25 protein-coding genes and 1 pseudogene are annotated in these 24,082 nt (G+C 69.1%); 19 read left to right on the forward strand and 7 right to left on the reverse strand.

Annotated features, from left to right (window positions below):
- The first annotated feature begins 48 nt into the window (after nucleotides 1-48).
- Nucleotides 49-762, forward strand: a complete 714-nt coding sequence (locus tag ACSVDM_RS17640; RefSeq protein WP_067643314.1) for an MBL fold metallo-hydrolase — start codon at nucleotides 49-51, stop codon at nucleotides 760-762.
- A gap of 49 nt (nucleotides 763-811) precedes the next feature.
- Here ACSVDM_RS17640 and ACSVDM_RS17645 read toward each other — a convergent pair whose 3' ends face one another.
- Both ACSVDM_RS17645 and gcvT read right to left on the reverse strand, forming a co-directional pair.
- Nucleotides 812-1,909: a branched-chain amino acid aminotransferase gene (locus ACSVDM_RS17645; RefSeq protein ID WP_356986108.1), complete on the reverse strand. Its 1,098-nt coding sequence runs from the start codon at nucleotides 1,907-1,909 to the stop codon at nucleotides 812-814.
- A 26-nt stretch (nucleotides 1,910-1,935) separates the two neighbouring features.
- Nucleotides 1,936-3,036 (reverse strand): glycine cleavage system aminomethyltransferase GcvT, encoded by a 1,101-nt coding sequence (gcvT, locus tag ACSVDM_RS17650; RefSeq protein ID WP_439266250.1) that lies wholly within the window; start codon nucleotides 3,034-3,036, stop codon nucleotides 1,936-1,938.
- A 101-nt stretch (nucleotides 3,037-3,137) separates the two neighbouring features.
- On the opposite strand from gcvT, the gene ACSVDM_RS17655 reads away from it, so the two are divergent.
- The 3 genes from ACSVDM_RS17655 to ACSVDM_RS17665 all read left to right on the forward strand — a co-directional run bounded on the left by ACSVDM_RS17655 (nucleotide 3,138) and on the right by ACSVDM_RS17665 (nucleotide 5,696).
- Entirely contained in the window at nucleotides 3,138-3,317 is a 180-nt protein-coding gene (locus tag ACSVDM_RS17655; RefSeq protein ID WP_133734234.1) for a hypothetical protein, read from the forward strand.
- Between the two features lie 94 nt (nucleotides 3,318-3,411).
- Nucleotides 3,412-4,962: a bifunctional phosphatase PAP2/diacylglycerol kinase family protein gene (locus ACSVDM_RS17660; RefSeq protein ID WP_225282211.1), complete on the forward strand. Its 1,551-nt coding sequence runs from the start codon at nucleotides 3,412-3,414 to the stop codon at nucleotides 4,960-4,962.
- Between the two features lie 89 nt (nucleotides 4,963-5,051).
- A complete protein-coding gene (locus ACSVDM_RS17665) occupies nucleotides 5,052-5,696 on the forward strand; it encodes a nucleotidyltransferase domain-containing protein (protein WP_439266253.1) in 645 nt (214 codons plus the stop codon).
- Here the strand turns inward: ACSVDM_RS17665 and ACSVDM_RS17670 are convergent.
- The gene (locus ACSVDM_RS17670) at nucleotides 5,686-6,717 is read right to left on the reverse strand and encodes a hypothetical protein (protein WP_439266255.1); all 1,032 of its coding nucleotides are present in this window, start codon (nucleotides 6,715-6,717) and stop codon (nucleotides 5,686-5,688) included. The two genes, ACSVDM_RS17665 and ACSVDM_RS17670, sit on opposite strands and share 11 nt — an antisense overlap.
- 119 nt (nucleotides 6,718-6,836) lie before the next feature.
- Here ACSVDM_RS17670 and ACSVDM_RS17675 point away from each other — a divergent pair, with 119 nt between their 5' ends.
- A complete protein-coding gene (locus ACSVDM_RS17675) occupies nucleotides 6,837-7,088 on the forward strand; it encodes a hypothetical protein (RefSeq protein WP_439266256.1) in 252 nt (83 codons plus the stop codon).
- 51 nt (nucleotides 7,089-7,139) lie between these two features.
- On the opposite strand, the gene ACSVDM_RS17680 is transcribed toward ACSVDM_RS17675, so the two are convergent.
- Together ACSVDM_RS17680 and msrA are read right to left on the reverse strand one after the other, a co-directional pair.
- The gene (locus ACSVDM_RS17680; protein WP_439266258.1) at nucleotides 7,140-8,216 is read right to left on the reverse strand and encodes a hypothetical protein; all 1,077 of its coding nucleotides are present in this window, start codon (nucleotides 8,214-8,216) and stop codon (nucleotides 7,140-7,142) included.
- Nucleotides 8,217-8,333: 117 nt separating this feature from the next.
- Nucleotides 8,334-8,846, reverse strand: coding sequence for a peptide-methionine (S)-S-oxide reductase MsrA (msrA, locus tag ACSVDM_RS17685; RefSeq protein WP_067496036.1), 513 nt, complete (start codon nucleotides 8,844-8,846; stop codon nucleotides 8,334-8,336).
- A 200-nt stretch (nucleotides 8,847-9,046) separates the two neighbouring features.
- Between msrA and ACSVDM_RS17690 the strand changes: the two genes are divergently transcribed.
- The 3 genes from ACSVDM_RS17690 to ACSVDM_RS17700 all read left to right on the forward strand — a co-directional run bounded on the left by ACSVDM_RS17690 (nucleotide 9,047) and on the right by ACSVDM_RS17700 (nucleotide 13,072).
- Nucleotides 9,047-9,463 carry a hypothetical protein gene (locus tag ACSVDM_RS17690; protein WP_439266260.1) on the forward strand — a complete coding sequence of 139 codons (417 nt, stop codon included), beginning with the start codon at nucleotides 9,047-9,049 and terminating at the stop codon, nucleotides 9,461-9,463.
- 103 nt (nucleotides 9,464-9,566) lie between these two features.
- Nucleotides 9,567-11,522: a GMC family oxidoreductase N-terminal domain-containing protein gene (locus ACSVDM_RS17695; protein WP_439266262.1), complete on the forward strand. Its 1,956-nt coding sequence runs from the start codon at nucleotides 9,567-9,569 to the stop codon at nucleotides 11,520-11,522.
- 38 nt (nucleotides 11,523-11,560) lie between these two features.
- Nucleotides 11,561-13,072, forward strand: coding sequence for a leucyl aminopeptidase (locus ACSVDM_RS17700; protein WP_439266264.1), 1,512 nt, complete (start codon nucleotides 11,561-11,563; stop codon nucleotides 13,070-13,072).
- Here the strand turns inward: ACSVDM_RS17700 and ACSVDM_RS17705 are convergent, their stop codons facing one another.
- Complete coding sequence (locus ACSVDM_RS17705; RefSeq protein WP_439266266.1) at nucleotides 13,073-13,423, reverse strand: oxidoreductase; 351 nt, start codon at nucleotides 13,421-13,423, stop codon at nucleotides 13,073-13,075.
- 257 nt (nucleotides 13,424-13,680) lie between these two features.
- Between ACSVDM_RS17705 and sucB the strand changes: the two genes are divergently transcribed.
- From sucB to ACSVDM_RS17730, 5 genes are all read left to right on the forward strand, one after another.
- Complete coding sequence (gene sucB, locus ACSVDM_RS17710) at nucleotides 13,681-15,408, forward strand: 2-oxoglutarate dehydrogenase, E2 component, dihydrolipoamide succinyltransferase (RefSeq protein WP_439266268.1); 1,728 nt, start codon at nucleotides 13,681-13,683, stop codon at nucleotides 15,406-15,408.
- Nucleotides 15,409-15,420: 12 nt separating this feature from the next.
- Nucleotides 15,421-16,317: a TIGR01777 family oxidoreductase gene (locus tag ACSVDM_RS17715; protein WP_439266270.1), complete on the forward strand. Its 897-nt coding sequence runs from the start codon at nucleotides 15,421-15,423 to the stop codon at nucleotides 16,315-16,317.
- An 8-nt stretch (nucleotides 16,318-16,325) separates the two neighbouring features.
- Nucleotides 16,326-16,832 carry a GNAT family N-acetyltransferase gene (locus ACSVDM_RS17720; RefSeq protein WP_439266272.1) on the forward strand — a complete coding sequence of 169 codons (507 nt, stop codon included), beginning with the start codon at nucleotides 16,326-16,328 and terminating at the stop codon, nucleotides 16,830-16,832.
- A gap of 106 nt (nucleotides 16,833-16,938) precedes the next feature.
- On the forward strand, nucleotides 16,939-18,282 hold the full coding sequence (locus ACSVDM_RS17725; protein WP_439266274.1) for a TIGR01777 family oxidoreductase: 1,344 nt from the start codon (nucleotides 16,939-16,941) through the stop codon (nucleotides 18,280-18,282).
- 29 nt (nucleotides 18,283-18,311) lie between these two features.
- Nucleotides 18,312-18,476 carry a hypothetical protein gene (locus tag ACSVDM_RS17730; RefSeq protein WP_439266275.1) on the forward strand — a complete coding sequence of 55 codons (165 nt, stop codon included), beginning with the start codon at nucleotides 18,312-18,314 and terminating at the stop codon, nucleotides 18,474-18,476.
- Between the two features lie 15 nt (nucleotides 18,477-18,491).
- On the opposite strand, the gene ACSVDM_RS17735 is transcribed toward ACSVDM_RS17730, so the two are convergent.
- Nucleotides 18,492-19,385, reverse strand: a complete 894-nt coding sequence (locus tag ACSVDM_RS17735; RefSeq protein WP_439266277.1) for a MerR family transcriptional regulator — start codon at nucleotides 19,383-19,385, stop codon at nucleotides 18,492-18,494.
- Between the two features lie 245 nt (nucleotides 19,386-19,630).
- On the opposite strand from ACSVDM_RS17735, the gene ACSVDM_RS17740 reads away from it, so the two are divergent.
- The 6 genes and pseudogenes from ACSVDM_RS17740 to ACSVDM_RS17765 form a co-directional block, all read left to right on the forward strand.
- Nucleotides 19,631-20,227 carry a lipocalin family protein gene (locus ACSVDM_RS17740; RefSeq protein WP_439266279.1) on the forward strand — a complete coding sequence of 199 codons (597 nt, stop codon included), beginning with the start codon at nucleotides 19,631-19,633 and terminating at the stop codon, nucleotides 20,225-20,227.
- On the forward strand, nucleotides 20,224-21,594 hold the full coding sequence (locus ACSVDM_RS17745; RefSeq protein ID WP_439266280.1) for a cryptochrome/photolyase family protein: 1,371 nt from the start codon (nucleotides 20,224-20,226) through the stop codon (nucleotides 21,592-21,594). The genes ACSVDM_RS17740 and ACSVDM_RS17745 overlap by 4 nt, the downstream gene beginning before the upstream one ends.
- Nucleotides 21,595-21,677: 83 nt before the next feature.
- Entirely contained in the window at nucleotides 21,678-22,427 is a 750-nt protein-coding gene (lipB, locus tag ACSVDM_RS17750; RefSeq protein WP_067643319.1) for a lipoyl(octanoyl) transferase LipB, read from the forward strand.
- The gene (gene lipA, locus ACSVDM_RS17755) at nucleotides 22,424-23,446 is read left to right on the forward strand and encodes a lipoyl synthase (RefSeq protein ID WP_181699387.1); all 1,023 of its coding nucleotides are present in this window, start codon (nucleotides 22,424-22,426) and stop codon (nucleotides 23,444-23,446) included. Before lipB ends, lipA begins: the two co-directional genes overlap by 4 nt.
- Before the next feature lie 64 nt (nucleotides 23,447-23,510).
- The gene (locus ACSVDM_RS17760; protein ID WP_439266283.1) at nucleotides 23,511-23,810 is read left to right on the forward strand and encodes a nucleotidyltransferase family protein; all 300 of its coding nucleotides are present in this window, start codon (nucleotides 23,511-23,513) and stop codon (nucleotides 23,808-23,810) included.
- Between the two features lie 84 nt (nucleotides 23,811-23,894).
- Nucleotides 23,895-24,056, forward strand: a pseudogene (locus tag ACSVDM_RS17765) (HepT-like ribonuclease domain-containing protein); the annotation flags it as partial.
- Nucleotides 24,057-24,082 lie beyond the last annotated feature (26 nt).

Raw genomic sequence — 24,082 nt, forward strand, 5'->3', positions numbered from 1 at the left:
GGTACTCGGGTGCATCGCCAGCACACCGGTGGCAATACAGTGGAAGACATGTCTTCCGAGCGCCTCTACTTCCGTCAGCTGCTGTCGGGCCGGGATTACGCCGTCGGCGATCCGATCGCGACACAGATGCGCAATTTCGCGTATCTCATCGGCGATCGGGAGACCGGCGAGACCCTTCTCGTCGACCCCGCCTACCAGGCCGCCGACCTCGTCGAGGTGGCCGCCGCCGACGGCATGCGCGTGAGCGGCGTGCTGGCCACCCACCACCATCCCGACCATGTCGGCGGAACCATGCTCGGCTTCACCCTCGGCGGTGTGCGCGAATTACTCGAGAAGACCAGCGTGCCCGTGCACGTGAACAAGCACGAACTGGACTGGGTCGCCAAGACCACCGGCATCGCCCCGAGCGAGCTCACCGGCCACGACAACGGCGACACCGTCTCGGTCGGCGCCTTCGACATCGAACTGCTCCACACCCCCGGCCACACCCCCGGCAGCCAGTGCTTCCTGTTCGACGGCCGCCTCATCTCCGGCGACACCCTGTTCGTCGACGGCTGCGGCCGCACCGACTTCCCCGGCGGCGACTCCGACGAGATGTTCCGCAGCCTGCGTCACCTGGCCGGGCTGAACGGCAATCCCGTCGTGTACCCGGGCCACTGGTACTCCGAGGCGCCGAGCGCCGAGCTGTCCTCGGTCCGCGACAACAACTACGTGCTGCGTCCCCAGTCCCTGCAGCAGTGGCAAGCCCTGATGCCGGGCTGACAAACGAAAGAGCGGGCCCACACTCGAGGGCCCGCTCTTTTTTCGCCGACTACAGCTTGCGCAGCCACCCGTGGGTGTCGGCGAACGTGCCGCGCTGGATACCGGTGAGCGTGTCGCGCAGCGCCATCGTCACCTCGCCGGGCTCGCCGCCGCCGATCGCGAATTCACCGTCGTGGGAACGCACCCAGCCGACGGGGGTGATCACGGCGGCGGTTCCGCAGGCGAAAACCTCACTGATCTCACCGGATTCGGCGCCCTTGCGCCATTCCTCCACCGAGACCTTGCGCTCCTCCACCGGGTAGCCGGAGTCGGCGGCCAGGGTGAGCAGCGAGTCGCGGGTGATGCCGGGCAGCAGCGAACCCGACAGCTCCGGGGTCACCAGCCGCGCCTGCGACCCGGTGCCGAACACGAAGAACAGGTTGTTGGTGCCCATCTCCTCGACGTAGCGACGCTCGCAGGCGTCCAGCCACACCACCTGGTCGCAACCCTTCTCGGTGGCTTGGGCCTGGGCGAGCAGGGAGGCGGCGTAGTTGCCCGCCACCTTCGCCTCACCGGTACCGCCGGGTGCGGCGCGCACGTATTCGGTGGACAACCACACCCGCACCGGCTTCACACCGCGCGGGAAGTACGCGCCCGCGGGCGAGGCGAGCAGCAGGTACTTGTAGGCGGCGGCCGGCTTCACGCCGAGACCGGCCTCGGTCGAGAACATGAACGGACGCAGGTACAGCGAGTCCTCACCACCGGCGGCGGGCACCCAGTCGGCGTCCACCTCGAGCAGCTGGCGCACCGACTCGATGAACAGCTCCTCGGGCAGCTCCGCCATCGCCATGCGGGCCGCCGACCGACGGAACCGCGCCGCGTTGGCGTCGATGCGGAAGGTGGCGATGCTGCCGTCGGGCTGACGGTAGGCCTTGAGGCCCTCGAAAATCGCCTGTCCGTAGTGGAAGACCATGGTGGCCGGGTCCATCGACAACGGACCGTACGGCTCGACCCGCGCGTTGCCCCACTGACCGTCGGTGTAGTCGATCGACACCATGTGATCGGTGAAGTACCGCCCGAAACCGGGCGCCGCCAGTACCTGTTCCCGCTGCTGCGCCGAGATGGGCGCGGGGTGCGGAATACGGGTGAACTGTGCAGCGACTGTCATGATGCGATCCTATCGGGCGGTAACTGTTACTTGGTCTTGGTGTCGACGAACGGCGGCTTGACCACCTCGCAGCGCAGCCTGCGCCCACGCACGTCGACCTCCACCTCGTCGCCGGGCGCGAGTTTCGCGTCGGTGTCGAGCAGGGCAAGTGCGATGCCGACCTTCAGCGAGGGCGAGAACGTGCCCGAGGTGGTCTCGCCGACCGGTTCGCCGTCGCGCAGAACGGTCTGGCCCTGACGCAGCACACCTCGGTCGAGCGCTTTGAGACCGAGCAGAGTGCGGCGCGGTCCGTCGGCCTTCTCCTTCGTCAGCGCGTCCTTGCCCCAGAACTGCGGCTTCTGCCAGCCGACGGCCCACCCGGTGCGGGCCTGGTTCGGGGTGATGTCGAGGGAGAGTTCATGGCCGTGCAGCGGGTAGCCCATCTCGGTGCGCAGGGTGTCGCGGGCGCCGAGTCCGGCGGGCTGACCGCCCGCGGCGCGGACCTGTTCGACCAGAGCGCGGAACACCGGTTCGGCGTCGCCCCATTTCGGCAGCAGCTCGTAGCCGTGTTCGCCGGTGTAGCCGGTGCGGCACACGCGCACGGGCCGACCGTCCCATTCGGCGTCGGCGTAGGCCATGTACTCCATATCGGTGGGCAGGCCGAGCGCGGCGAGCACCTCCGTGGACTTGGGTCCCTGCACCGCGAACACCGCGTACTCACGGTGTTCGTCGGTGACGGTGATGCCCTCGGGTGCGGTCTTGCGCAGTTCGGCGACGACCGCGGCCGTGTTCGCGGCGTTCGGGACGAGGAACACCTCGTCGTCGCCGACGTAATAGGCGATCAGGTCGTCGATCACGCCGCCGTCCTGCGCGCAGCACAGCGTGTACTGCGCCTTGCCCGGGCGGATGCGGCCGAGATCGTTGGTCAGCGCCGAGTTCACGAACTGCGCGGCGCCGGGCCCCGCCACCGTCGCCTTGCCCAGGTGACTCACATCGAACAGGCCGACCGTCGTCCGCACCGCGGTGTGCTCGCCGACGGTTCCCGCGTACTGCACCGGCATCTCCCAGCCACCGAACGGGGCGAAGGTTGCCCCCAGTTCGACATGAACGGCATGGATGGGGCCTTCGAGCAGGACGTTGTCGGTCATGGCAGCGAGCTTATCCGGCGGTCCCGACATCGCGGCGTGCCCCTGCATTTGGGGGCTCTCACCAGGCATCTCGGCACGCCGGAGCATGCGAGGATCACGCCATGAATCTCCGTAGACCCATCTCCGTCCTGATGCTCGCCGGCGCGTCGGTGCTGCTGACCCAGCCGGTCGCGCACGCCGAGACCGGCAGCAGCCAGATCAATGTGGGCTGCATCCTGCAGTCGCTGTCCGGCGAGAGCCCGACCGCCGACTGCAACCCGTCCCCGATCCCGGTCCCCTGATCGGGAACCGTCGTGACCCGGCTTCGAGGGGTGCGCGGGTCGCGACGGTCGCGAGCGAAAGATGAAGACGGGCAACGGCGGTAGTGTTCTCGGTGTGAGTGATCTGCCCCGCGCCCGGTTCGGTCATGTCGCCCGGATGGACGAGACCATGAGCCGGGCTGTGTCCCGCATTCCCGAAACCGCCATCGATCGCGGCATGCTGCGACTGACCCGCTCGGCGAACACGGGCGGGCTGTGGCTGGCCACGGCGGCGGTGCTGGCGGCCAAACCCGGTCCGCCGCGCCGGGCCGCGCTGCGCGGTGTGATCGCCCTGGCGGGCACGAGCATCGCGGTGAATCTCGTACTCAAGACGCTGATCCCCCGGCGCAGGCCACCGGCCGAGCTGATGCCGCACGGGCGCAGACTCGTCGACGCGCCGGTGTCGTCGTCGTTCCCGTCCGGGCACAGCGCCAACGCCGCCGCGTTCGCCACGGCCGTCGCGCTGGAGAGCCCGCGCACCGCGCTCGCCGTGGCTCCCGTCGCCGCCGCCGTCGCCTACTCGCGCATCCACACCGGCGCGCACTGGCCCTCCGACGTGCTGGTCGGCGCGAGCGTCGGCACCGCCGTCGCGCTCACCACCCGTCGCTGGTGGCCGATCCGCGAATCCGACGAGGCCGAGGCACACGCCGTGCAGGACGCGCCGATCCTGGCCGACGGCAAAGGCCTTGCGCTGCTGATCAATCCGCGCTCCGGTGACTCCACCTACGACCCGACCCCGGATATCGCCGAGGCCCTGCCCGCCGCGAAACTGCTGCACACCGTGCCCGGTCGCGACGCCGCCGAGGTACTGCAGGAGGCGATCGACCCGTCGGTGCTCGCGGTCGGCGCCGCCGGTGGCGACGGCACCATCGCCGCGGCCGCCGCCGTCGCGATCCGCAACGACCTGCCGCTGGTCGTCGTCCCCGCGGGCACCCTCAACCACTTCGCGCGCGACCTCGGCGTCTACGACCTGCGCGAGGTGGCCGACGCCACCGGCGCGGGTGAGGCCGTCGAAGTCGACATCGCCGCAGTCGAATTCGACACCCCAGAGGGACCGCACACCCATCACCTCATCAACACCGCCAGTGTCGGCGCCTACCCGGAGCTGGTCCGGTTGCGGGAGAAGTGGGAGGACCGGTGGGGCAAGTGGCCCGCGTTCGCCGCGGCCCTCGTCGTCACCCTGCGCCGGGCCGAACCGATCCACATCCGCATCGACGACCGCTGGCACGACATGTGGTTCCTGTTCATCGGCAACGGCCCCTATCACCCGCACGGCGCGGTGCCCGCGTTCCGGTCCCGCCTCGACGAGGGGCTGCTCGATGTGCGCTGGCTGCGCGCCGACGTGCGGTTCTCCCGGACCCGCGCGGTGATCGCGTTGATGCTGGCCGCGATCGGGCACAGCCGGGTGTACGGCGAACGCCAGACCCACGAACTCACCATCACCTCGAAGTCCCCGATCGCGGTGGCCGCCGACGGTGAGGTGGTCGGCACGGCGAGCACCCTGCGGTTCTCGGTGGCGGGCCGGGTGACGGTGTACCGCCGCGACGAGGAGAACCCGCGCTGGGAGAACCGGGCCCGCCCGCATCACCGTCGCCCGCTGGCCTGGCTCACCGACCGGCGCCGCTGAGCCGGGTTTCTCACGAACCCGTCTCACCTCGATCACCATCGCCCACAACAACCTTGCGCCACCGCGCCGGGCTGTGCACATGATGGATCATGAGCTTTCCGGACGGTGGACGTCCGATCACCGCGTTCGAAGCAGACCGCCGCTGGGACCCCTGGACTCCGAGCGTGGTCGCCGCCCGTCTCGCCGACTGCACGACGCCGTGGGCGGTGGCAGGCGGGTGGGCGCTCGATCTGTTCGCCGGGACCATCTCCCGGGCCCACGCCGACATCGAAATCGCTGTTCCGCGAGCGGCTTTCCCGACGATCGCGGCGGCTTTTCCCGAGTACGAGTGGGATGTCGTCGGTGACGGCACGCTGTGGTCGTTCGCGGCCGCCGCCGAGAACGTCGACCTGCACCAGACCTGGTTACGTGATCCGTTCACCGGCGCCTACCACCTGGACGTGTTCCGCGAACCGCACGACGGCGACACCTGGATCTGCCGACGCGACCCCACCATCACGCTCCCCTACCGCGACCTGATCCGCACCACCCCCACCGGTATCCCCTATCTGATCCCCGAGGCGGTCCTGCTGTTCAAGGCGAAGGCCGATCGCGCCAAGGATTCCGCGGATTTCCACCACGTACTGCCACTGCTCACCCCGGAACGATCGAACCGGCTGCACAACTGGCTGACCCGAGTCCACCCCGGCCACCGCTGGCTCGCCGAACTACCGGCCCCTTCGGCTACGCAGTGACGCACCATCCCTGCCGGTAATCGGCCCAATCCTGGGGCGTGGCAGCGAAATCCACATACAACGCCACCCCGAAGTTCGCGCGACCCACATCGGTGCGCGTCTGCCCTAATCGGATCCCACGCACCGCCGCCGCCACGGTCTCCGCCGCCCCGTGATGGCCGGGATCGTCGGCCCAGAACGCCGGTGCGCCCATCAGCAGATCGACCTCCGCCGGCGTCACCTCCAGCGCCAGCTCCGTCTGCTGCGCGACGTAGCCGCTGTAGAGCGCGCGCGTCGGCATCGCGGTGTCGTAGGACATCACCGCCACCTGGTCGACCCGCCGCGCCACCTCCGCGAAATACGCCTGGCTCCACCACTTCCCGTGGTCGGCCACCGCGATCCCCACCGAGTGCAATCCGGGCAGCGGATCGATCACCGGCGCCGACACCGACAAGGTCACCCCGGCGGCCGCGGTCGTCACGCGGGTCTGCTCGAGCAGGGTCAGGTATCCCGGCGACCCCGATCGGATGGGTTCCAGGTCGTAGTGCACGCCGTCGAACCCGTAGTCGAGCACTCGCCGCGCCGAGGTGACCACCCGCTCCCGCGACGCCGCCGATTCCACGTCGAGACCGTCGAATTCGGGCTGCACGATGTCGCCGAGCCACGACTGCACCCGGATACCGGGCAACTTCGTGTGCACCGCGTCGACGAACCAGCGCGCTCTGGGTGCCAGGTCGTCGCGCAACGACCCGTCGTGCTCCAGCGGACCCGTGTGGACGTACAGATCACGAATGCCGGTGCCCGCCAGCAACTTCGCGAGCCCGTCGATATCGGCATCGGTGCGACGCCCGTCGACCCAGGCGTGGCCGAGCCAGAACGCGTCCTTACCCCGGCTGCGCGCCTGCTCGGATTGCTCACCGACGTTGTACACCAGCAGCGCGGTGAGTATGCCCGCGACCGGCACCGATACCACCGCCACCAGCGCGAGCCCGACGACGAGGCCACGCATCCACCACGACCACGCCCGCCACTTCCCCCGCATTGTCCCTCCCCCGATCGACGACGTCCCGATACTACCGGCAGGTACCGACAGGGAAATTTCCGGCAAATCGCCCACGCGTGAAACACTGTGCGCCGCTGTACAACTGAACGGAGCACCACATGAAATTCGCCGTCACCCTCGGGTCCGCCGCCGTCGCGGCCTTCGCCTTCGCGATCGCTACCCCGGCCGTGGCCAGCGCCCAGCAGTCCTCGGGCTGCCACGGCTCGTACTCCCCCTGCCTACCCATCGTCAGCGACGTCGACTGCGAGGGTGGCAGCGGCAACGGACCCGTCTACACCGGCAAGGTGAAGGTCATCGGTCCCGACGACTACGGCCTCGATCGCGACGGCGACGGATACGGCTGCGAGTAGATAGCACGAGGGGCGTGCGATGACGGATCATCGCACGCCCCTCGGCGTAGATCAGCGGTTCTCGGGCCTACCCCAGCCCTCGTCGTCGGGCTTGCCGAGATCCGGCCCCGAGCCTGGGCCGCCGTAGCCGCCGCCACCCGTCCCCGGGCCGCCGTAACCCTGATCAGGGGAACCCGGCCCGCCGTATCCGGGCTGTTGCCCACCGGAACCTGGGCCGCCATAACCGGGCCCGCCAGGTTGCTGACCACCGTATCCGGGCCCACCGGGCTGCTGTCCACCGAAACCGGGCTGGCCATAGCCGGGCCCACCGGGCTGCTGTCCACCGAAGCCGGGCTCGCCGTAACCAGCCGCGCCCGGAGCGCGGTATCCCGGCTGCTCACCGAATCCACCTGCGGGACCGCCGTGCGGCGGGTAACCCGGGTCGGCGACGCTCTGGCCCCCGACAACCGGCCCACCGGTGATCACCCGGTAGGCGTAGGCCGTCGCCAGCACCGACAGCGGAATCGACACCAACAGACCGAGGCCACACAGCAACGCGCCGACGATATTGATGCCGAACAGCGCGAGTGCCAGCAACAGCAGCGGCCCCGCATTGGCGGAGATCGCGGAAAAACTCGACTTGATCGCGGTGATCGCGTCCTGGTTCCGGTCGAGCACGAAGTAGAGCGTGAACCAGGTGAAGAAGGCGATCACGATGCCGGGCAGGATGCAGAGCACGAAGCCGATACCGGTGGCGATACCGACGAGCAGCGAGGCCACGATGACCGCGCCGACATTGGTGAACTTGAAGAATTCACCGAATCCCGGTTTGCGCCCGTCGGTTTCGTCCAGTGCGCCACGCACCATCGCCGCGGAGATCAGATAGCCGACGACGGTGCTCACCACACTGCCGATGAACTGCCAGACACCGAATCCGATGCTGAAGTTGCCGCTGTAATCGGTGTCGGCGGAATTACCGAGCCCGAAGATGAAGTTGAGCGCCACCTGGATCACGGCGAAGATCAGGACGATACCGATCCAGACGACGACGTTGTTCTTGTATTTCTCCCAGGCGTACCCGAGAGCGGCGCCTACGCTGAGATCCGGTCTCGCCGGAGGATATCCGGGTTGCTGCTGTCCATACGTCATCCGAACCGCATCTCCTCATCGTCTGCGGCGACCGCGGCCGCCGTCATGAGTCATACCGATCCGGCGTCATCGCGCTCACGCCGACATCGCCGATCATGGCATATGTCGGCGTCGCTATCAGCTCACATTCTCGCGTTTGGGCAATTTCCATCCCGGACGCGGGAAATGGCAGGTGTAGCCGTCGGGATACCGCTCCAGATAGTCCTGATGCTCGGGCTCGGCCTCCCAGAATTCCCCCGCCGGGGTGACCTCGGTGACCACCTTGCCCGGCCACAGTCCGGAGGCGTCCACGTCGGCGATGGTGTCCAGCGCGATGCGCCGCTGCTCGTCGTCGAGATAGAAGATCGCCGATCGGTAGCTCGAGCCGATGTCGTTGCCCTGCCGGTCCTTGGTGGTCGGGTCGTGGATCTGGAAGAGGAATTCGAGCAACGCGCGGTAATCGGTCCGCTCGGGGTCGTAGACGATCTCGACGGCCTCCGCGTGACCGGGGTGGTTGCGGTAGGTCGGGTGCTCGTTCTCGCCACCGGTGTAACCGACGCGAGTCGACAGAACGCCCGGTTGACGGCGGATCAGGTCCTGCATACCCCAGAAGCAGCCACCGGCCAGAATCGCCTTGCGGGTCTCGCTCACAGATCCTCCTCGATGAGAGCTCGTGGTCGCACGTGTAGCGCACAACCGTGGGAGTAGAACGCCGGATTCATCCCCGGAATTCCGCTCAGTACAGTCTCGCCCCGAGAGTTCACGCAACACCAACCCCAGTGTTACCCACATTCGAGGAGGAATACGGCGCAATGCCACGGTTCGGGGTTTCACAGTGTTCGGCGATCGCAGTGATCGCGACAGCTCTTCTCACGGGAACGGCGGGCGGTGCCCTCGCCCATCCGGGCGGTCCCGACGACACCATCGGCCAGACCACGACCAGCTGCGAGCAGGGCGGTGAAACGCTGTACGACGACCGGTACACCCGCGCGGCGGTCGGCCAGATCGACGCCGTGCTTGTCGCGGCGGACACGCGCGCGCCGATCGCGGGCGGCAAGGTGGTACTGATCGGCGTCGACGCCTGTGGCGATTCGATCCACCGCCACCTGTTCACCGGCAATTCCGGCCAGGCCAGTTTCCGCGGCCTACAGCCCGGCCGCTACCAGCTCACCGCCTACACCAGCGACTCCGCCGTACAGCCGATCACCTCCACCGAGGTCGCTCTCGACACCCCGAGCACCAAGACGGTCCGCTTCGTCGCTGGCTGACGGTTCGGGCCGGGCATCCGTCCGGCCCGAAACCGTTGACGCCCAGCGCGTTCACCCCGTCCGTGATAGACATCACCCGAAGTGGAAAAGGGGTGGTTTCCTCATGGAACCGACGGCCGCACAGCGCGCGACGCTCGCCGCGATCTGCAACACGTTCATACCGGGTGACGAGACCGGACTACCCAGTGCCGCCGACCTCGGCGCGGTGGAAACCATTCTCACGATCCTCGGCCGTAACCCGCGCGAGGCCGACCGCAAGCAGTTCGCCACCCTGCTCGACCTGTGGGACACCCGCGCGTTCGGCGCGCTCACCGGTACCGGTTTCCGGCGGTTCTCCACCCTGTCGCAGGCGCAGCGCGAGGCGGCTCTGCTGCGGCTCGCGGATTCCCGGCTCGCCCCGCTCCGCGCGGTCTTCCAAGCCCTGAAACAGGCCTCTCTGCTGGCGTACAACGTCACCCCCGGCCCGACCGGCACGAATCCGCTGTGGGAGCGGATCGGCTACCCGGCACCGACCGGCCCCGCACCCGACGCCGCCACACCGGAGCTGAAGCCGCAGCGGTTCACCCGGCCGACCACGCTCGACTGCGATGTGGTCGTCGTCGGATCCGGCGCCGGTGGTGGCACCGCGGCCGCCGTGCTCGCGCGGGCCGGGCTCGATGTGGTCGTGCTCGAGCGCGGAAACTACTACGACGACAAGGACTTCGGCGACGGCGAACTCGCCGCGCTGACCACCCTCTACGCGGCCGGTCCCGCAACCACGGCGGAGGGCCAGCTCACGCTGGTCGCGGGGAGCTGCCTCGGCGGCGGAACCGTCGTCAACTGGAGTACCTCGCTGCCGGTGCCCGACCGCGTGCGCGCGGAATGGGCCGACCTCGGCGTCCCCCAGTTCGCCGGTGACGAGTTCGGCACAGCGCTCGATGTGGTGAGTGAGCGGATCGGCGTCACCCGCGCCAAATCGCCGATCTCGGCCCGCGACGGCATTCTCGAACGCGGCGCGCGAGCGCTCGGCTGGGACGTCGACACCCTGCCGCGCAATGTCGGCGACGCCTGCGACGCGGCGATCGAATGCGGTCGCTGCGGCTACGGCTGCCGCCTCGGCGCCAAGCAGTCGGCGACCAAGACCTGGTTGCGCGACGCCGCCGAGCACGGCGCCCGGCTGGTCGTCGACGCCGACGTGCGCACCATCACGGTGAAAGCCGGTCGGGCGGAGTCGGTATCGGCTCGCACCTCCGACGGCGTCGAGATCACGGTGCGCGCCCGCGCGGTCGTCGTCGCCGCGGGCGCCGTGCAGACGCCCGCGCTGCTGCGCCGGTCGGGTCTGCGCAACCCGAATATCGGCCGCCACCTGCGTCTACATCCCGCCGCCGCCGTGTTCGGGGTGTTCGAGGACGAGATCCGGCCCTGGGAGGGCGCGCTGCAGGCGCGGATCAGCAGGCACCACGCCGACCTGGACGGCAACGGCTTCGGCGTCATCTACGAGACCGGCCCGGTGCACCCGGGCCTGGCCACCGGGTTCATGAACTGGCGCGGCGCACGGCAGCATCGCGACGCCATGCTCGAATTCGCCCGCACCACCTCCATCGGCGTCATCACTCGCGACCGGGATTCGGGGACCGTGACGGTGGATCGCAGCGGCGAACCGGTGGTGAGATACCGGCTCTCCGACTACGACGCCGGACACCTGCACACGGGCATCGTCGGTGCGGCGACCATGCTCGAAGCCGCGGGCGCGCAACGCATCTACTCCGGTCATCAGGCGAGCATCTCCTTCACACCGGGCGCCGACGGCTCGCTCGCACAGTTCGAAGCCGCCTGCGAACGGGCCGGGTACGGCCCGGGACGCTGCTCGATGGGGGCGCTGCACATCATGGGCTCGGCCCGGATGGGCGGCACGGCCGAGCAGTCCGCCACCGACCCGGACGGCGCCACCTGGGACGTCGGCAACATCGTCGTCGCCGACGGCTCCTGCTTCCCCACCGCACCCGGTGTGAACCCGATGGTGACCATCGAGGCGATCGGGTACATGAACGCGACGCGGCTCGCGGCCGAGCTCACCTAGCTGTGCGCCCTCGAGCGCCGACCACATAATCTGGGTCGATGACCGCTGTTGCAGATCGTTCACTCGGACCGGAACTGGCACGCATCGAATCCCTCACCGCGGATACCGATGTGCTGGTGATCGGCTTGACCTCCTCGGAGAACGGACCGGCCATCGCCCCGGCCGACCTGTTCGGCGACGTGCTCACCCCCGAGGTCCGCGCGGAGCTGCTCGACGCACTCGGCGCGGTCGGTGCCAAGGGCAAGCCCGAGGAACTCACCCGGGTGCCCGCGCCCGCGGCGCTGGACAACGTCACCAGCGTGCTCGCCGTGGGTCTCGGCGCGGCCGAGAAGGTCGACGCCGAGCAGGTCCGCCGCAGCGCCGGCGTCGCGGCCCGCGCGCTCTCGGGCACCGAACTCGTCGCCACCACCCTGTCCGGCATCGACCTCGGCGCCGCCGCCGAGGGCTTCTACCTGGGCGCCTACACCTTCTCCGCGTTCAAGTCGGCCAAGAGCGCGCCCAAGCCCGACGAACAGCCGGTGGTCCGCGTCGAACTGCTGGTTCCGGAACCGGAATTCGGGGTGCTGGAACTGCTGCGCGCCCAGCTGGTCGCCGAAGCCGTCGCCACCGCACGCGATTTCGTGAACACCCCGCCGAGTGCGCTGTACCCGGCCGAATTCGCCGACCGGGCCCGTGTGCTCGCCGAAGCCGCCGGGCTCGAGGTGGAGGTGCTCGACGAGAACGCGTTGGCGGCAGCCGGTTACGGCGGCATCATCGGCGTCGGCCAGGGTTCCTCCCGCCCGCCGCGGCTGGTGCGCATCACCTATGCCGGCGGGCCGAAGAAGGTCGCGCTGGTCGGCAAGGGCATCACCTTCGACACCGGCGGTATCTCGATCAAGCCCGCCGCGAACATGGAGAACATGACCTCCGACATGGCCGGTGCGGCGGCGGTCATCGCGACCGTGCTGCTCGCCGCGCGCCTCGGTCTTCCGGTCACCGTCACCGCCACCGTGCCGATGGCCGAGAACATGCCGTCGGCCACCGCGCAGCGCCCCGGCGACGTGCTCACCCAATACGGCGGCACCACGGTCGAAGTCATCAACACCGATGCCGAGGGCAGACTCATCCTCGCCGACGCCATCGTGCGTGCCATCGAGGACGAACCCGACTACCTCATCGACGTCGCCACCCTCACCGGCGCGCAGATGGTCGCGCTCGGCACCCGCACCCCGGGCGTGATGGGCACCGACGAGTTCCGCGATCGCGTCGCCGAGATCTCGCGCGCGGTCGGCGAGAACGGCTGGGCCATGCCGCTGCCGAACGAACTGCGCGCGGACCTGAACTCCAAGGTCGCCGACCTGGCCAATGTCACGCCGCACCGGTGGGGCGGCATGCTCGCGGCAGCGCTGTTCCTCAAGGAATTCGTGCCCGAGGGCGTGCAGTGGGCCCACCTGGACGTAGCCGGTCCGGCCTACAACACCGGCGGACCGTTCGGCTATATCGGCAAGGGCGGCACCGGTGTCCCGGTGCGCACGCTCATCGCGGTGATCGAACAGATCGGCGCGGAGTAGTCACTCATCCAGCTCGGCTTCCCTGGCCCGCCGCTGCTCGATGCGGCGGCGGGCGTCGAAGTCGCGCATCCGCTGGGGATAACCCGTCTTGGTCACGTCGTACACCGGCACGCGCAAGGTGTCGGCCAGGCGGCGCGCGCCGTGCTCGCCGACGATCCGGCGCGTCCATTCGCCGTCCGCCGCCACCAGGACCGCTGTGACATCGGTCACAGTAGTCTTGGGCTCGACGAACGCCTCGACTCCGTGCCGCGTTCGCGCCCACTGCGCGAGCGCGCGCACCTCCGAGGCGTTCTCACGCGCGACTGACCTGCTCCGGCCCCGCACCCCGCGGAAACGATCCAGCAAACCCACCGGCTCAGCCCTTCTGCTTTCCGACGGAATTCTGCTCACCGCCGTACATTCCATGGTGCCAGCTCCGCACGGATTGCCGCCCAGCGCCACAGACGCGGCGGGCGAGTGCAAGGATGGTTGCCGGAACAAGAACCAACGATTCCCGGGAGTCCCGCCACACGGTCGGGGTGGACACACGCCGCGACCCGCGACGTAATGCCCACCGGGGTCGAAGCACTGTTGTATTACCCGTCGAACAGTCAGAGGAGTCAGAGGACATGGCCTTCTCCGTCCAGATGCCGGCTCTTGGTGAGAGCGTCACTGAGGGAACGGTGACCAGGTGGCTGAAGCAGGAAGGAGACACGGTCGAGGTCGACGAACCGCTGCTCGAAGTCTCCACCGACAAAGTCGACACCGAGATCCCGTCGCCCACCGCCGGTGTGCTGTCGAAGATCGTCGCCCAGGAAGACGATGTCGTCGAGGTCGGCGGTGAGCTCGGCGTGATCAGCGACGCCGGCGAAGCCCCCGCTTCCGCCCCCGCGCCCGCCGAGGAATCCGTGGCCGCGGAACCCGAGCCGGAACCCGAGCCCGAGCCTGCCGCGCAGGCACCGGCCCCCGAGCCCGCCGCCGCGCCCGCTCAGGCCGACGCGTCGTCCGGTACCCCCGTGAAGATGCCCGAGCTGGGCGAGTCCGTCACCGAGGGCACCGTCACCCGCTGGCTCAAGGCCGTCGGTGACGAGGTCGCCGTCGACGAGCCGCTGCTCGAGGTCTCCACCGACAAGGTCGACACCGAGATCCCCTCGCCGGTCGCGGGCACGCTGCTCGAGATCTCGGCGCAGGAGGACGACGTCGTCGCCGTCGGCGGTCAGCTCGGTGTGATCGGCAGCGGCAAGCCCGCCGCCGCCCCCGCGCCGGAGCCGAAGCCGAAGCCCACCCCCGCGCCGGCACCGAAGCCCGAGCCGAAGCAGGAAGCGGCACCGGCTCCGAAGCCTGAGCCCGCCCCCGCGCCGAAGCCCGCACCCGCCGCCAAGCCCGCGCCCGCGCAGGCCGCGTCGGCAGGTAACGGCAGCACCCCGTACGTGACTCCGCTGGTGCGCAAGCTGGCCGAGGAAAACGGCGTCGACCTGTCGAGCCTCACCGGTTCCGGTGTGGGCGGACGCATCCGCAAGCAGGACGTGCTCGCCGCCGCCGAAGCCAAGAAGGCACCGGAGCCCGCGCCCGCCGCCGCCCCGGCCCCCGCCGCGGCCCCGGCCAAGCAGACGGCGGCTCCGAAGCTGGCCGGTCTCGTGGGTTCCACCCAGAAGGCGAGCCGCATCCGGCAGATCACCGCGACCAAGACGCGCGAATCGCTGCAGACCACCGCGCAGCTGACCCAGGTCCACGAGGCCGATGTCACCAAGATCGCGCATCTGCGGCAGCTCGCGAAGGCCTCGTTCAAGAACCGCGAGGGCGTCAACCTGACGTACCTGCCGTTCTTCGCCAAGGCCGTCGTCGAGGCCCTCGGTGTGCACCCGAACGTGAACGCCTCCTACAACGAGGAAACCAAGGAGATCACCTACCACGCGTCGGTGCACCTGGGTATCGCGGTCGACACCGAGCAGGGTCTGCTCTCGCCGGTCATCCACAACGCCAGCGACCTGTCGCTGGCCGGGCTGGCCCGCGCGATCGCCGACATCGCCAACCGCGCCCGCAACGGTGGTCTCAAGCCCGACGAGCTGTCCGGTGGCACCTTCACCATCACCAACATCGGCTCCGAGGGCGCGCTGTTCGACACCCCGATCCTGGTTCCGCCGCAGGCGGGCATGCTCGGTACCGGCGCGATCGTGAAGCGTCCGGTGGTCGTCACCGACGAGACCGGTGGCGAGTCCATCGGTGTGCGTTCGATGGTGTACCTGCCGCTCACCTACGATCACCGACTCATCGACGGCGCCGACGCGGGCCGCTTCCTCACCACCATCAAGCACCGGTTGGAAGAGGCGGCGTTCGAGGCCGATCTCGGGCTGTAGCAGGTCATTTCGATGAAGGTGGTCATCGCCGGTTCGTCCGGGCTGATCGGGACGGCGCTCGTCGCGGCTCTGCGCCGCGACGAGCACGAGGTGTCCCGGCTGGTGCGCCGCGCCCCCGCGGCACCGGACGAATTCGCGTGGGATCCCGCGCGCGCCCAGCTCGACGAGCGGGCGTTGCGCGGGGCCGACGCGGTGGTGAATCTGTGCGGCGCGAGTATCGGTGCGCGCCGCTGGAACGGCAGCTACAAGCAATTGCTGCGTGACAGCCGGATCACCCCCACCGATGTCCTCGCCACGGCAGTCGCCGCCGCGGGCGTGCCGACGCTGGTGAACGCCAGCGGCGCGCAGTACTACGGCGGCACGACCGGCGACTCGATCGTCGAGGAAACCGCTTCCAGCGGAACAGGTTTCCTCGCGACCCTGTGTCGCGACTGGGAAGCGGCCACCGCGCCCGCCACCGATGCGGGAGTGCGCACGGTACTGGTGCGCAGTGGGGTGGTGCTCGCCCGCAACGGCGGGATGCTGAGCATGTTGCACCCGCTGTACTGGCTCGGGCTCGGTGGTCGTTTGGGCAGCGGGCGCCAGTACACGCCGTGGATCTCCCTGGACGACGAGGTGGGCGCGATCGTCTTCGCGCTCACCCATCCCGACCTGTCCGGGCCGATCAATGCCGTCGGCCCGGCTCCGGTCACCAATGCCGAATTCACCCGCGCGCTCGGTCGCGCCCTGCATCGCCCCGCCCCTCTCATCGTGCCGGCGTTCGCGTTGCGGACGGCGGTCGGCGAGCTCGCGGACGAGGCGCTGCTCACCGGCCCACGGGCCATTCCCGCCGCACTGGAAAAGGCGGGTTACACCTTCCAGCATCCGACCATCGGCGCGGCGCTCGCCGCGACCGTCGGCCGATCATGAAGGCGCCCATGCTGATTCGCGACGCCGACAAAGCCGACCTGCCGACCGTGCTGGAGATCCACAACGCCAACATCGCCGAGTCGACCGCGATCTGGGACACCGATCAGGTAGATCTCGACGACCGGCTCACCTGGTTCGCCGACCGCACCGCGGCGGGGATGCCGGTGCTGATCGCCGAGATCGACGGTGAGGTGGCCGGTTACGCGTCCTACGGGCAGTGGCGGCCCAAAACCGGCTACCGGTATTCCGTCGAGAACTCCGTCTATGTCGGTGAGCGTTTCCAGCGTCGCGGTGTCGCTACCGCCCTGCTCACCGAATTGATCGCTCGCGCAACCGATTCCGGACGCGTGCACGCGATGATCGCCGCCATCGAGTCCGGCAACGCCGCATCGATCGTCCTCCACGAACGGTTCGGGTTCCGGGTCGTCGGCGAATTGCCCGAGGTGGGTCATAAATTCGGTCGCTGGATGGATCTCACGCTCATGCAGAGGTTGTTCCCTCTCGAACCGCGCTGACATTCCGCAGCCTTTCACCGGCGGGCCCCGAATTCTGGCAGGCCCGTAGTCGCGAAACGATGCTTGAACGCTTCATCGTCCGTCCGGGGAAGGCTACAGTCGGGTTATGGGCATCGACTGTTCGAGCGTTGTCACAGCACCCCGCGCCGAGGTGTTCCGCTGGTTCGAGCGGCCCGGCGCGTTCACCCGATTGGCGCCGCCGTGGCAGCCGGTGCGGTTGCTCGCGGAATCCTCCGACCTGGCCCGTGGCGCCGCGGTTCTCGGTCTTCCCGGCGGCCTGCGCTGGATCGCCCGGCACGACCCCGCGGCCTACGATCCGCCCGCGTCTTTCGCCGACGAGGTCGCCGTCGACGGACTTGCCTCAGCGCCCCTCGGCCGTCTGCTGCCGTGGCGGCATACCCACGAGTTCGCCGAGGTCGACCCCGAGCACACCGCGGTGATCGACCGCGTCGACACCCCGATTCCCACCCGCCTGCTGCAGCCGATGTTCGACTATCGCTATCGCCAGCTCGCCGGTGATCTCGCGGCTCACCAGCATGCCGCCGCAACAGGTTTCGCCGCCCGGACCATCGCGGTGACCGGGGCGTCCGGGCTGGTCGGCACCGCCTTGTGCGCGTTCCTGTCCACGGGTGGGCACCGGGTGATCCGCCTGGTCCGCCGCCCGACCAACGACCCCGCCGAACGCCACTGGAACCCTGACGATCCCGCACCGGAGCTGCTGAAGGACGTCGACGCCGTCGTCCACTTGGCGGGCGCCGGAATCGCAGGCCGCTTCACCGACGAACACCGCCACGCGATCGCCGACAGCCGTATCGGCCCCACCCGCGCCCTCGCCGAAACCGCCGCCCGCTGCGGTGTCCCCACCTTCGTCTCCGCCTCCGCCATCGGCTACTACGGCTACGACCGCGGCGACGAGGTCCTCACCGAGAACTCCACGCGCGGAGACGGTTTCCTCGCCGACGTGGTCGCGGCCTGGGAGGCGGCAACCGAACCCGCCGCGCACGCGGGCGTCCGCGTGGTCCGCATCCGCACCGGCATCGTCCAATCCCCCGCAGGCGGCACCCTGCGCCTGCTGCGCCCCCTCTTCACCGCCGGCCTCGGCGGCCGCATCGGCCCCGGAACCCAGTGGCAGTCCTGGATCGGCATCGACGACCTCCTCGACATCTACCACCGCGCACTCTGGGACACCGCACTCGTCGGACCGGTCAACGCCGTCGCCCCCAACCCCGTCCGCAATACCGACTACACCCAAACCCTGGCCCACGTATTGCATCGCCCCGCCCTGCTACCCGTCCCCTCCTTCGGCCCCGCCCTACTCCTCGGCCGCCAGGGCGCCCGCGAACTCGCCGAAGCCGGCCAACGAGTCACCCCCACCCGCCTCACCGCCTCCGCCCACCCCTTCCGAACCCCTGACCTCGAACAAACCCTCCGCCACCTCCTCGGCCGCTGACCCAGACCAGCCGTGCGGTCGCAGCGGGGATGCCGCTGAGCGATTACGCGCGTCGAGAGCTGATCGCGCTGGCGCGACGCAGCACGGTCGATGACGCGATGCTCGAATTCCGTGAAGCCATGGAACGGGAACCCGGCCTGGTCGTCGACATGGAGGCAGCGGCCGCGTCCGTCCGTTATGCGCGTGGTCTGTAGATAGCCGACCGGGCGTCACTGTCGTTGATTCGCAGCGGCTTCGGTGTCGGCGAGCCGAGAGGAGTCGGGGCCGAGCAGGGCGACCGCTTCGGCCAGTCCGTCGACGCGCTGCACCTCGGTGGGCAGCAGCACCTCCTGCCAGCCCGGGCCGCCGACGAACACCTGCGCCCCGGCGGCCAGGCCGGCGACCACCGCTGAGGTCAACGCGGTGGATTCGCGTTGTGACCAGAGCAGGACCGAGGTCGGTCCGCTCGGCCGGGCCAGTGCGTCGGCGAGGGCGACGGTCGGCACATCCGCGCCGAGCATGCGCGCGCCTACGCCCTGCTCCGCCAGGGCGGCGCGCAGCACTTCGAGAGGTAGCGAATGGGTTTCGCCACCCGTGCAGGCCAGCAGGATGGTGTGGTCGGGGCGGGAGTGCGGGGTATGAGTGCGCTGCATGACCGATGTGATGCACCACGACAGCAGGTGTTCGACGTCGATACAGCCCTCGCCACTGCTCTGACGCGCCACGACATCGGCGAAGGCGGGTCTGCACAATCCGTCCCAGGTTTCCACGACGCCGACCGCGCGCACGTTTGCCTCGAGCTGAGCGAGCACCCGCCCCGAGTCGAGGGCGAAAGCGGCCTCGAGCAGCGGCAAGCGATCGCCGGGCAGCACGGCGATGCCGCGCACGGTGGCGGCGGCACCGGCCGGGCTCGCGCCGTCACGAATCAGCGCGAGCATGCGTTCGAGCGCGGCGATGTCGGCCTCGGTGTAGAGGCGGTGCTTGCCCGGGCGATCCTGCGCGGGACCGATGTCGTAGCGCCGGTTCCAGCTACGCAGAGTGGCAGTCGGAATCCCGAGCCGGTCCGCCACGGCGCGCACCGTGTAACCGGCCGCATCGGAGACAGGGGCTGAACCGGCGGACATCGCTCCATTCTTGCCGATAACCCGATCATCCCGCCTTACCGACGTGGCTCGACGCCGTCCTGCGAACCGCTCGCTCACCGAACGCGCGCCCTCTTCACTGCCGGCAGATCTCTCCCACGCACCCAGAAGCGGCATCGCCGATACGGCCGAAGTCGTCCGACCGTCGACGCACCCTCTCGCTCGATGAATCATTTATGCATCGTTTCTTGGTACGCTATCGCTACCGACAATTTCGAGGAGCCTTTGTGCGTATCGCCCTACCATCCGCGTTCCGCCGTTCGGCGGCGACCGCCCTCGTCGCCCTTGCGATCACCGCTTTGTCCTCGGCCACAGCAGCCGCGGCGCCCCCGGCTCCCGTTCCGTCCCTCGATCTGGACCGGTACCTCGGCGTCTGGCACCAGCTGGCGGCGGTACCCCAACCGTTCAACCTCGCGTGCGCGCGCGACACCACCGCCACCTACTCGCTCGACGAGCGAGGCGATGTCGCCGTGCACAACCGCTGCCATACCTGGTCGGGCGGCATCGACGAAATCCGTGGCACCGCCACCGTCACCGACCCCGCCACGAACGCCCAGCTGAACGTCTCCTTCCCCGGCGTACCCGGTCAGGACGGAGAAACCAACTACATCGTCACCGCGCTCGGCCCGGAGTACTCGTGGGCGCTGGTCACTTCGCCGAGCCGCCTGTCCGGTTTCGTCCTGTCCCGCACACCCACCCTCGACGCCGCCGCGTGGGACGACATCCACACCGCGATCGAAACGGCAGGCCAGAACACCTGCCTGTACCTGACCACGCCGACCACCGGCGGGCGCACCGACATCGCCCCGCTCTGCGCCCGATGACCGTCTCGATCGCCCTGTTCACGCGCGACCTGCGCCTGGCCGACAATCCCGTCCTCGACGCCGCCCGCCGGTCCGCCGACACGGTCGTGCCGCTGTTCGTCGTCGACGACGAAATCGTGCCCGACCGCTGCCCACCCAACCGGGCGGCTTTCCTCGCGAGCGCCCTGACCGAACTCGACGCGGGTTTGCGTGACATAGGCGGGCGCCTCGTCGTGCGTCGTGGTCACGTCGCCACCGAGGTCGCGCGGGTGGTCGCGGAAACCGGGGCGCAGTCGGTACACGTCGCACAGGACGTCAGCGCCTTCGCCAACCGACGTGAGGACGCCCTGCGCGCAGCACTGTCGACCGATGCTCCCCCACCGCGAACCACGCGCGTGGTGACGACTGCCAGACGTCCGGACTGCACCGTTCACCCACACTCGGCCGTGATCACCGCAGTCGACCCATCAGCCCTGGCACCAGCCACCGGCCGCGATTACTACGCCGTGTTCACCCCGTACTTCCGCCGCTGGGTAGACACCCATCGACGCCGTCCACTGGACAGCCCCCGTGCGCTCGCCGTACCCGACATCCCCAGTGCGGCAATACCTTCCGTCGCCGAGCTGTCGCCCGGGCAACCCTCCCCGAACTGCCCGACCGGCGGCGAGATCACCGCCCGCGCGCTCCTGAACAAGTGGCTGGCCGGCCCGATCGACGACTACGCCGACCGCAATGACGACCTCGCCGCCGATGCCACCTCGCACCTGTCGCCGTACCTGCACTTCGGCTGCCTGTCCCCGGTCGAGGTCGTGCACCGCACCGACCTGTCCACCGACGGCGGTCATGCCTTCGCCCGCCAGCTCGCATGGCGCGACTTCCACCATCAGATGCTCGCCGCCCGTCCCGACACCGCGTCCACCAGCCTGCGCCCCGGCCCGTTCCCGGTGCGCCGAGATCCCCAGGCCGTCACCGCGTGGAAGGAGGGCCGCACCGGTTACCCGATCATCGACGCGGCGATGCGTCAGCTCGTCACCGACGGCTGGATGCCCGGCCGCGCCCGCCTCATCACCGCGTCGTTCTTCACGAAGACCCTGCGCCTGGACTGGCGGATCGGCGCCGCCCATTTCCTGCACTGGCTCGTCGACGCCGATCTGGCCAACAACCAGCTCAACTGGCAGTGGGCCGCGGGCACCGGAACCGACACGCGCCCCAACCGCGTCCTCAACCCCCTCCGCCAGGCCGACCGTCACGACCCCGACGGCACCTACGTCCGCCGCCACCTCCCCGAACTCGCCCACCTGCCGGGCGGCGCCGTCCACCGGCCGTGGCGCGCGGACCTGCCCGGCTCCGACTATCCCGCCCCGCTGGTCGACGTCGCGGGCATGTGACCCCGCGTCCTCTCGGCAACCGTGCGACACGGCGGCCCCACCATCCGTTGGCGTCGTCGGTCGCCGGGCGTAACGTCAGGATCGTGAACGACACGCGCCCCTCCGCGTCCGCCCGATTCGATACGACCCCGATCGTGGTCGAGGATCTCGGACTCATCGACTACCACGCCGCCTGGGAGCTGCAACGGCAGATCGCCGACGAACGCGCCGCAGGCGAGGGCACCGACCGGCTGCTACTGCTGGAGCACCCGTCGGTCTACACCGCGGGCCGCCGCACCGAGGCCGACGATCTGCCCATCGACGGCAGCCCGGTGGTGCAGGTCGACCGTGGCGGCAAGATCACCTGGCACGGGCCGGGGCAGCTCGTCGGCTACCCGATCATCCGGCTGGCCGAACCGGTCGATGTGGTGCAGTACGTGCGTCGTCTCGAGGAAGCGCTGATCGACGTGATCTCGGGTCTCGGCATCACCTGCGGACGGGTCGAGGGCCGATCGGGAGTGTGGTTGCCCGCCACCGACTACTTCGCCGAACGCAAGATCGCCGCGATCGGGGTGCGCGTGCAACGCGGCGTCGCCCTGCACGGCATCTCGCTCAACTGCAACTCCGCCCTCGACGGTTTCCAGGCCATCGTGCCCTGCGGCATCAAGGACGCCGGTGTCACCACCCTGACCCGCGAGCTGGGCCGCGAGGTCACCGTCGCCGAAATCAAGCCGCTCGTCGCCACCGCGATTGTTGCCGCGCTCGACGGAGAAATTCCCGTCCGCCCGCATGACATCGATCGCACCACCGGCCCCGCGCCCGAGCGGGCCCCGAGCGTAGAGTCGGTCCAGTGAGCTCCGTAGACGCCTCTGCCCCCGCCGGACGCAAGCTGCTGCGCATCGAGGCGCGCAACGCGGAAACGCCGATCGAACGCAAACCCAAGTGGATTCGCACCCGCGCCACCATGGGCCCCGAGTACAGCGAGCTCAAGGGCCTGGTGAAACGCGAAGGCCTGCATACCGTCTGCGAGGAAGCGGGCTGCCCCAACATCTTCGAATGCTGGGAAGACCGTGAGGCCACCTTCCTCATCGGCGGCGAACAGTGCACCCGCCGCTGCGACTTCTGCCAGATCGACACCGGCAAGCCCGCCGCCCTCGACCGCGACGAACCCCGCCGCGTCGCCGAAAGCGTGCAGGCCATGGGTCTGCGCTACTCCACCATCACCGGTGTGGCCCGCGACGACCTCGACGACGGCGGCGCCTGGCTCTACGCCGAAACCGTGCGCGCCATCAAGGCCCTCAACCCCGGCACCGGTGTCGAGCTGCTCATCCCCGACTTCAACGCCGACCCCGACCAGCTCGCCGAGGTGTTCTCCACCCGCCCCGAGGTGCTCGCCCACAACCTGGAAACGGTGCCGCGCATCTTCAAGCGCATCCGCCCCGCGTTCCGCTACGAGCGTTCCCTCGCGGTGATCACCGCGGCCCGCGAGGCAGGCCTGGTCACCAAGTCCAACCTCATCCTCGGCATGGGCGAAACCCCCGAAGAGGTCACCGAAGCGATGCGCGACCTGCACGAAGCCGGCTGCGACATCCTCACCATCACCCAGTACCTACGCCCGTCGCCGCGCCACCACCCCGTGGACCGCTGGGTGAAGCCCGAGGAATTCGTCGAACATTCCAAGGTCGCCGAACAACTCGGCTTCGCAGGCGTCATGGCAGGCCCCCTCGTCCGCTCCTCCTACCGAGCCGGCCGCCTCTACGCCCAGGCCATGACCCACCACGGCCGCGAAATCCCCGAAGCCATGACCCACCTGGCCCAGGAAGGCACCGCCTCCCAGGAAGCCAGCTCGGTCCTGGCCCGCTACGGCAGCTGACACCGCGGCACGTCCCGTTAAGCTGGAATCAGCAGCCTGACCTTGTGTCCCCGGAGGAGACGAGATGGCGATCGATTTCGAGGCACTCATGCCGCAGCTGCGGGCGCTGTGCGAGAAGTACGACGTGGTCGAGCTGTCGGTCTTCGGGTCTGTAGCCCGCGGATCCGACAGACCGGACAGCGACATCGACCTGCTCTACTCCCTGAAGCCGGACACCGATATCGGGCTGGAATTCTTCGGATTCCAAGAAGAGCTGGAGAAGCTTCTCGGTCGAAGGGTCGATGTCGTTCCGAAGAAGTACCTGCACTGGTTCATTCGTGATGCCGTCTTGGCTGAGGCGAAGGACCTGCATCTCGCGGCGTGAAGATCTGTATCTTGCCGACATCGTCACTGCCCACTACAGAATCGCGTCCTACCTCGAGGGCCTCGACTTCTCGGGTTTCAGAAAGACGACCTCCGCCAAGACGGCGTGATCCGGCAGCTGTCGATTATCGGCGAAGCGGCCTCCTCATTGACGCAGGAGACCCGGGATGCACAACCGGAGATCCCTTGGAAGTTGGTGCGAGGCATGCGAAACATGCTGGTGCACCGTGATTTTATGCCGATCTGATCATCGTCTTCAATGCCGCCACGAAA

Origin of the sequence: Nocardia sp. JW2 (assembly GCF_051843015.1) — a bacterium.
In the GTDB taxonomy this organism is placed as follows: domain Bacteria; phylum Actinomycetota; class Actinomycetes; order Mycobacteriales; family Mycobacteriaceae; genus Nocardia; species Nocardia coubleae.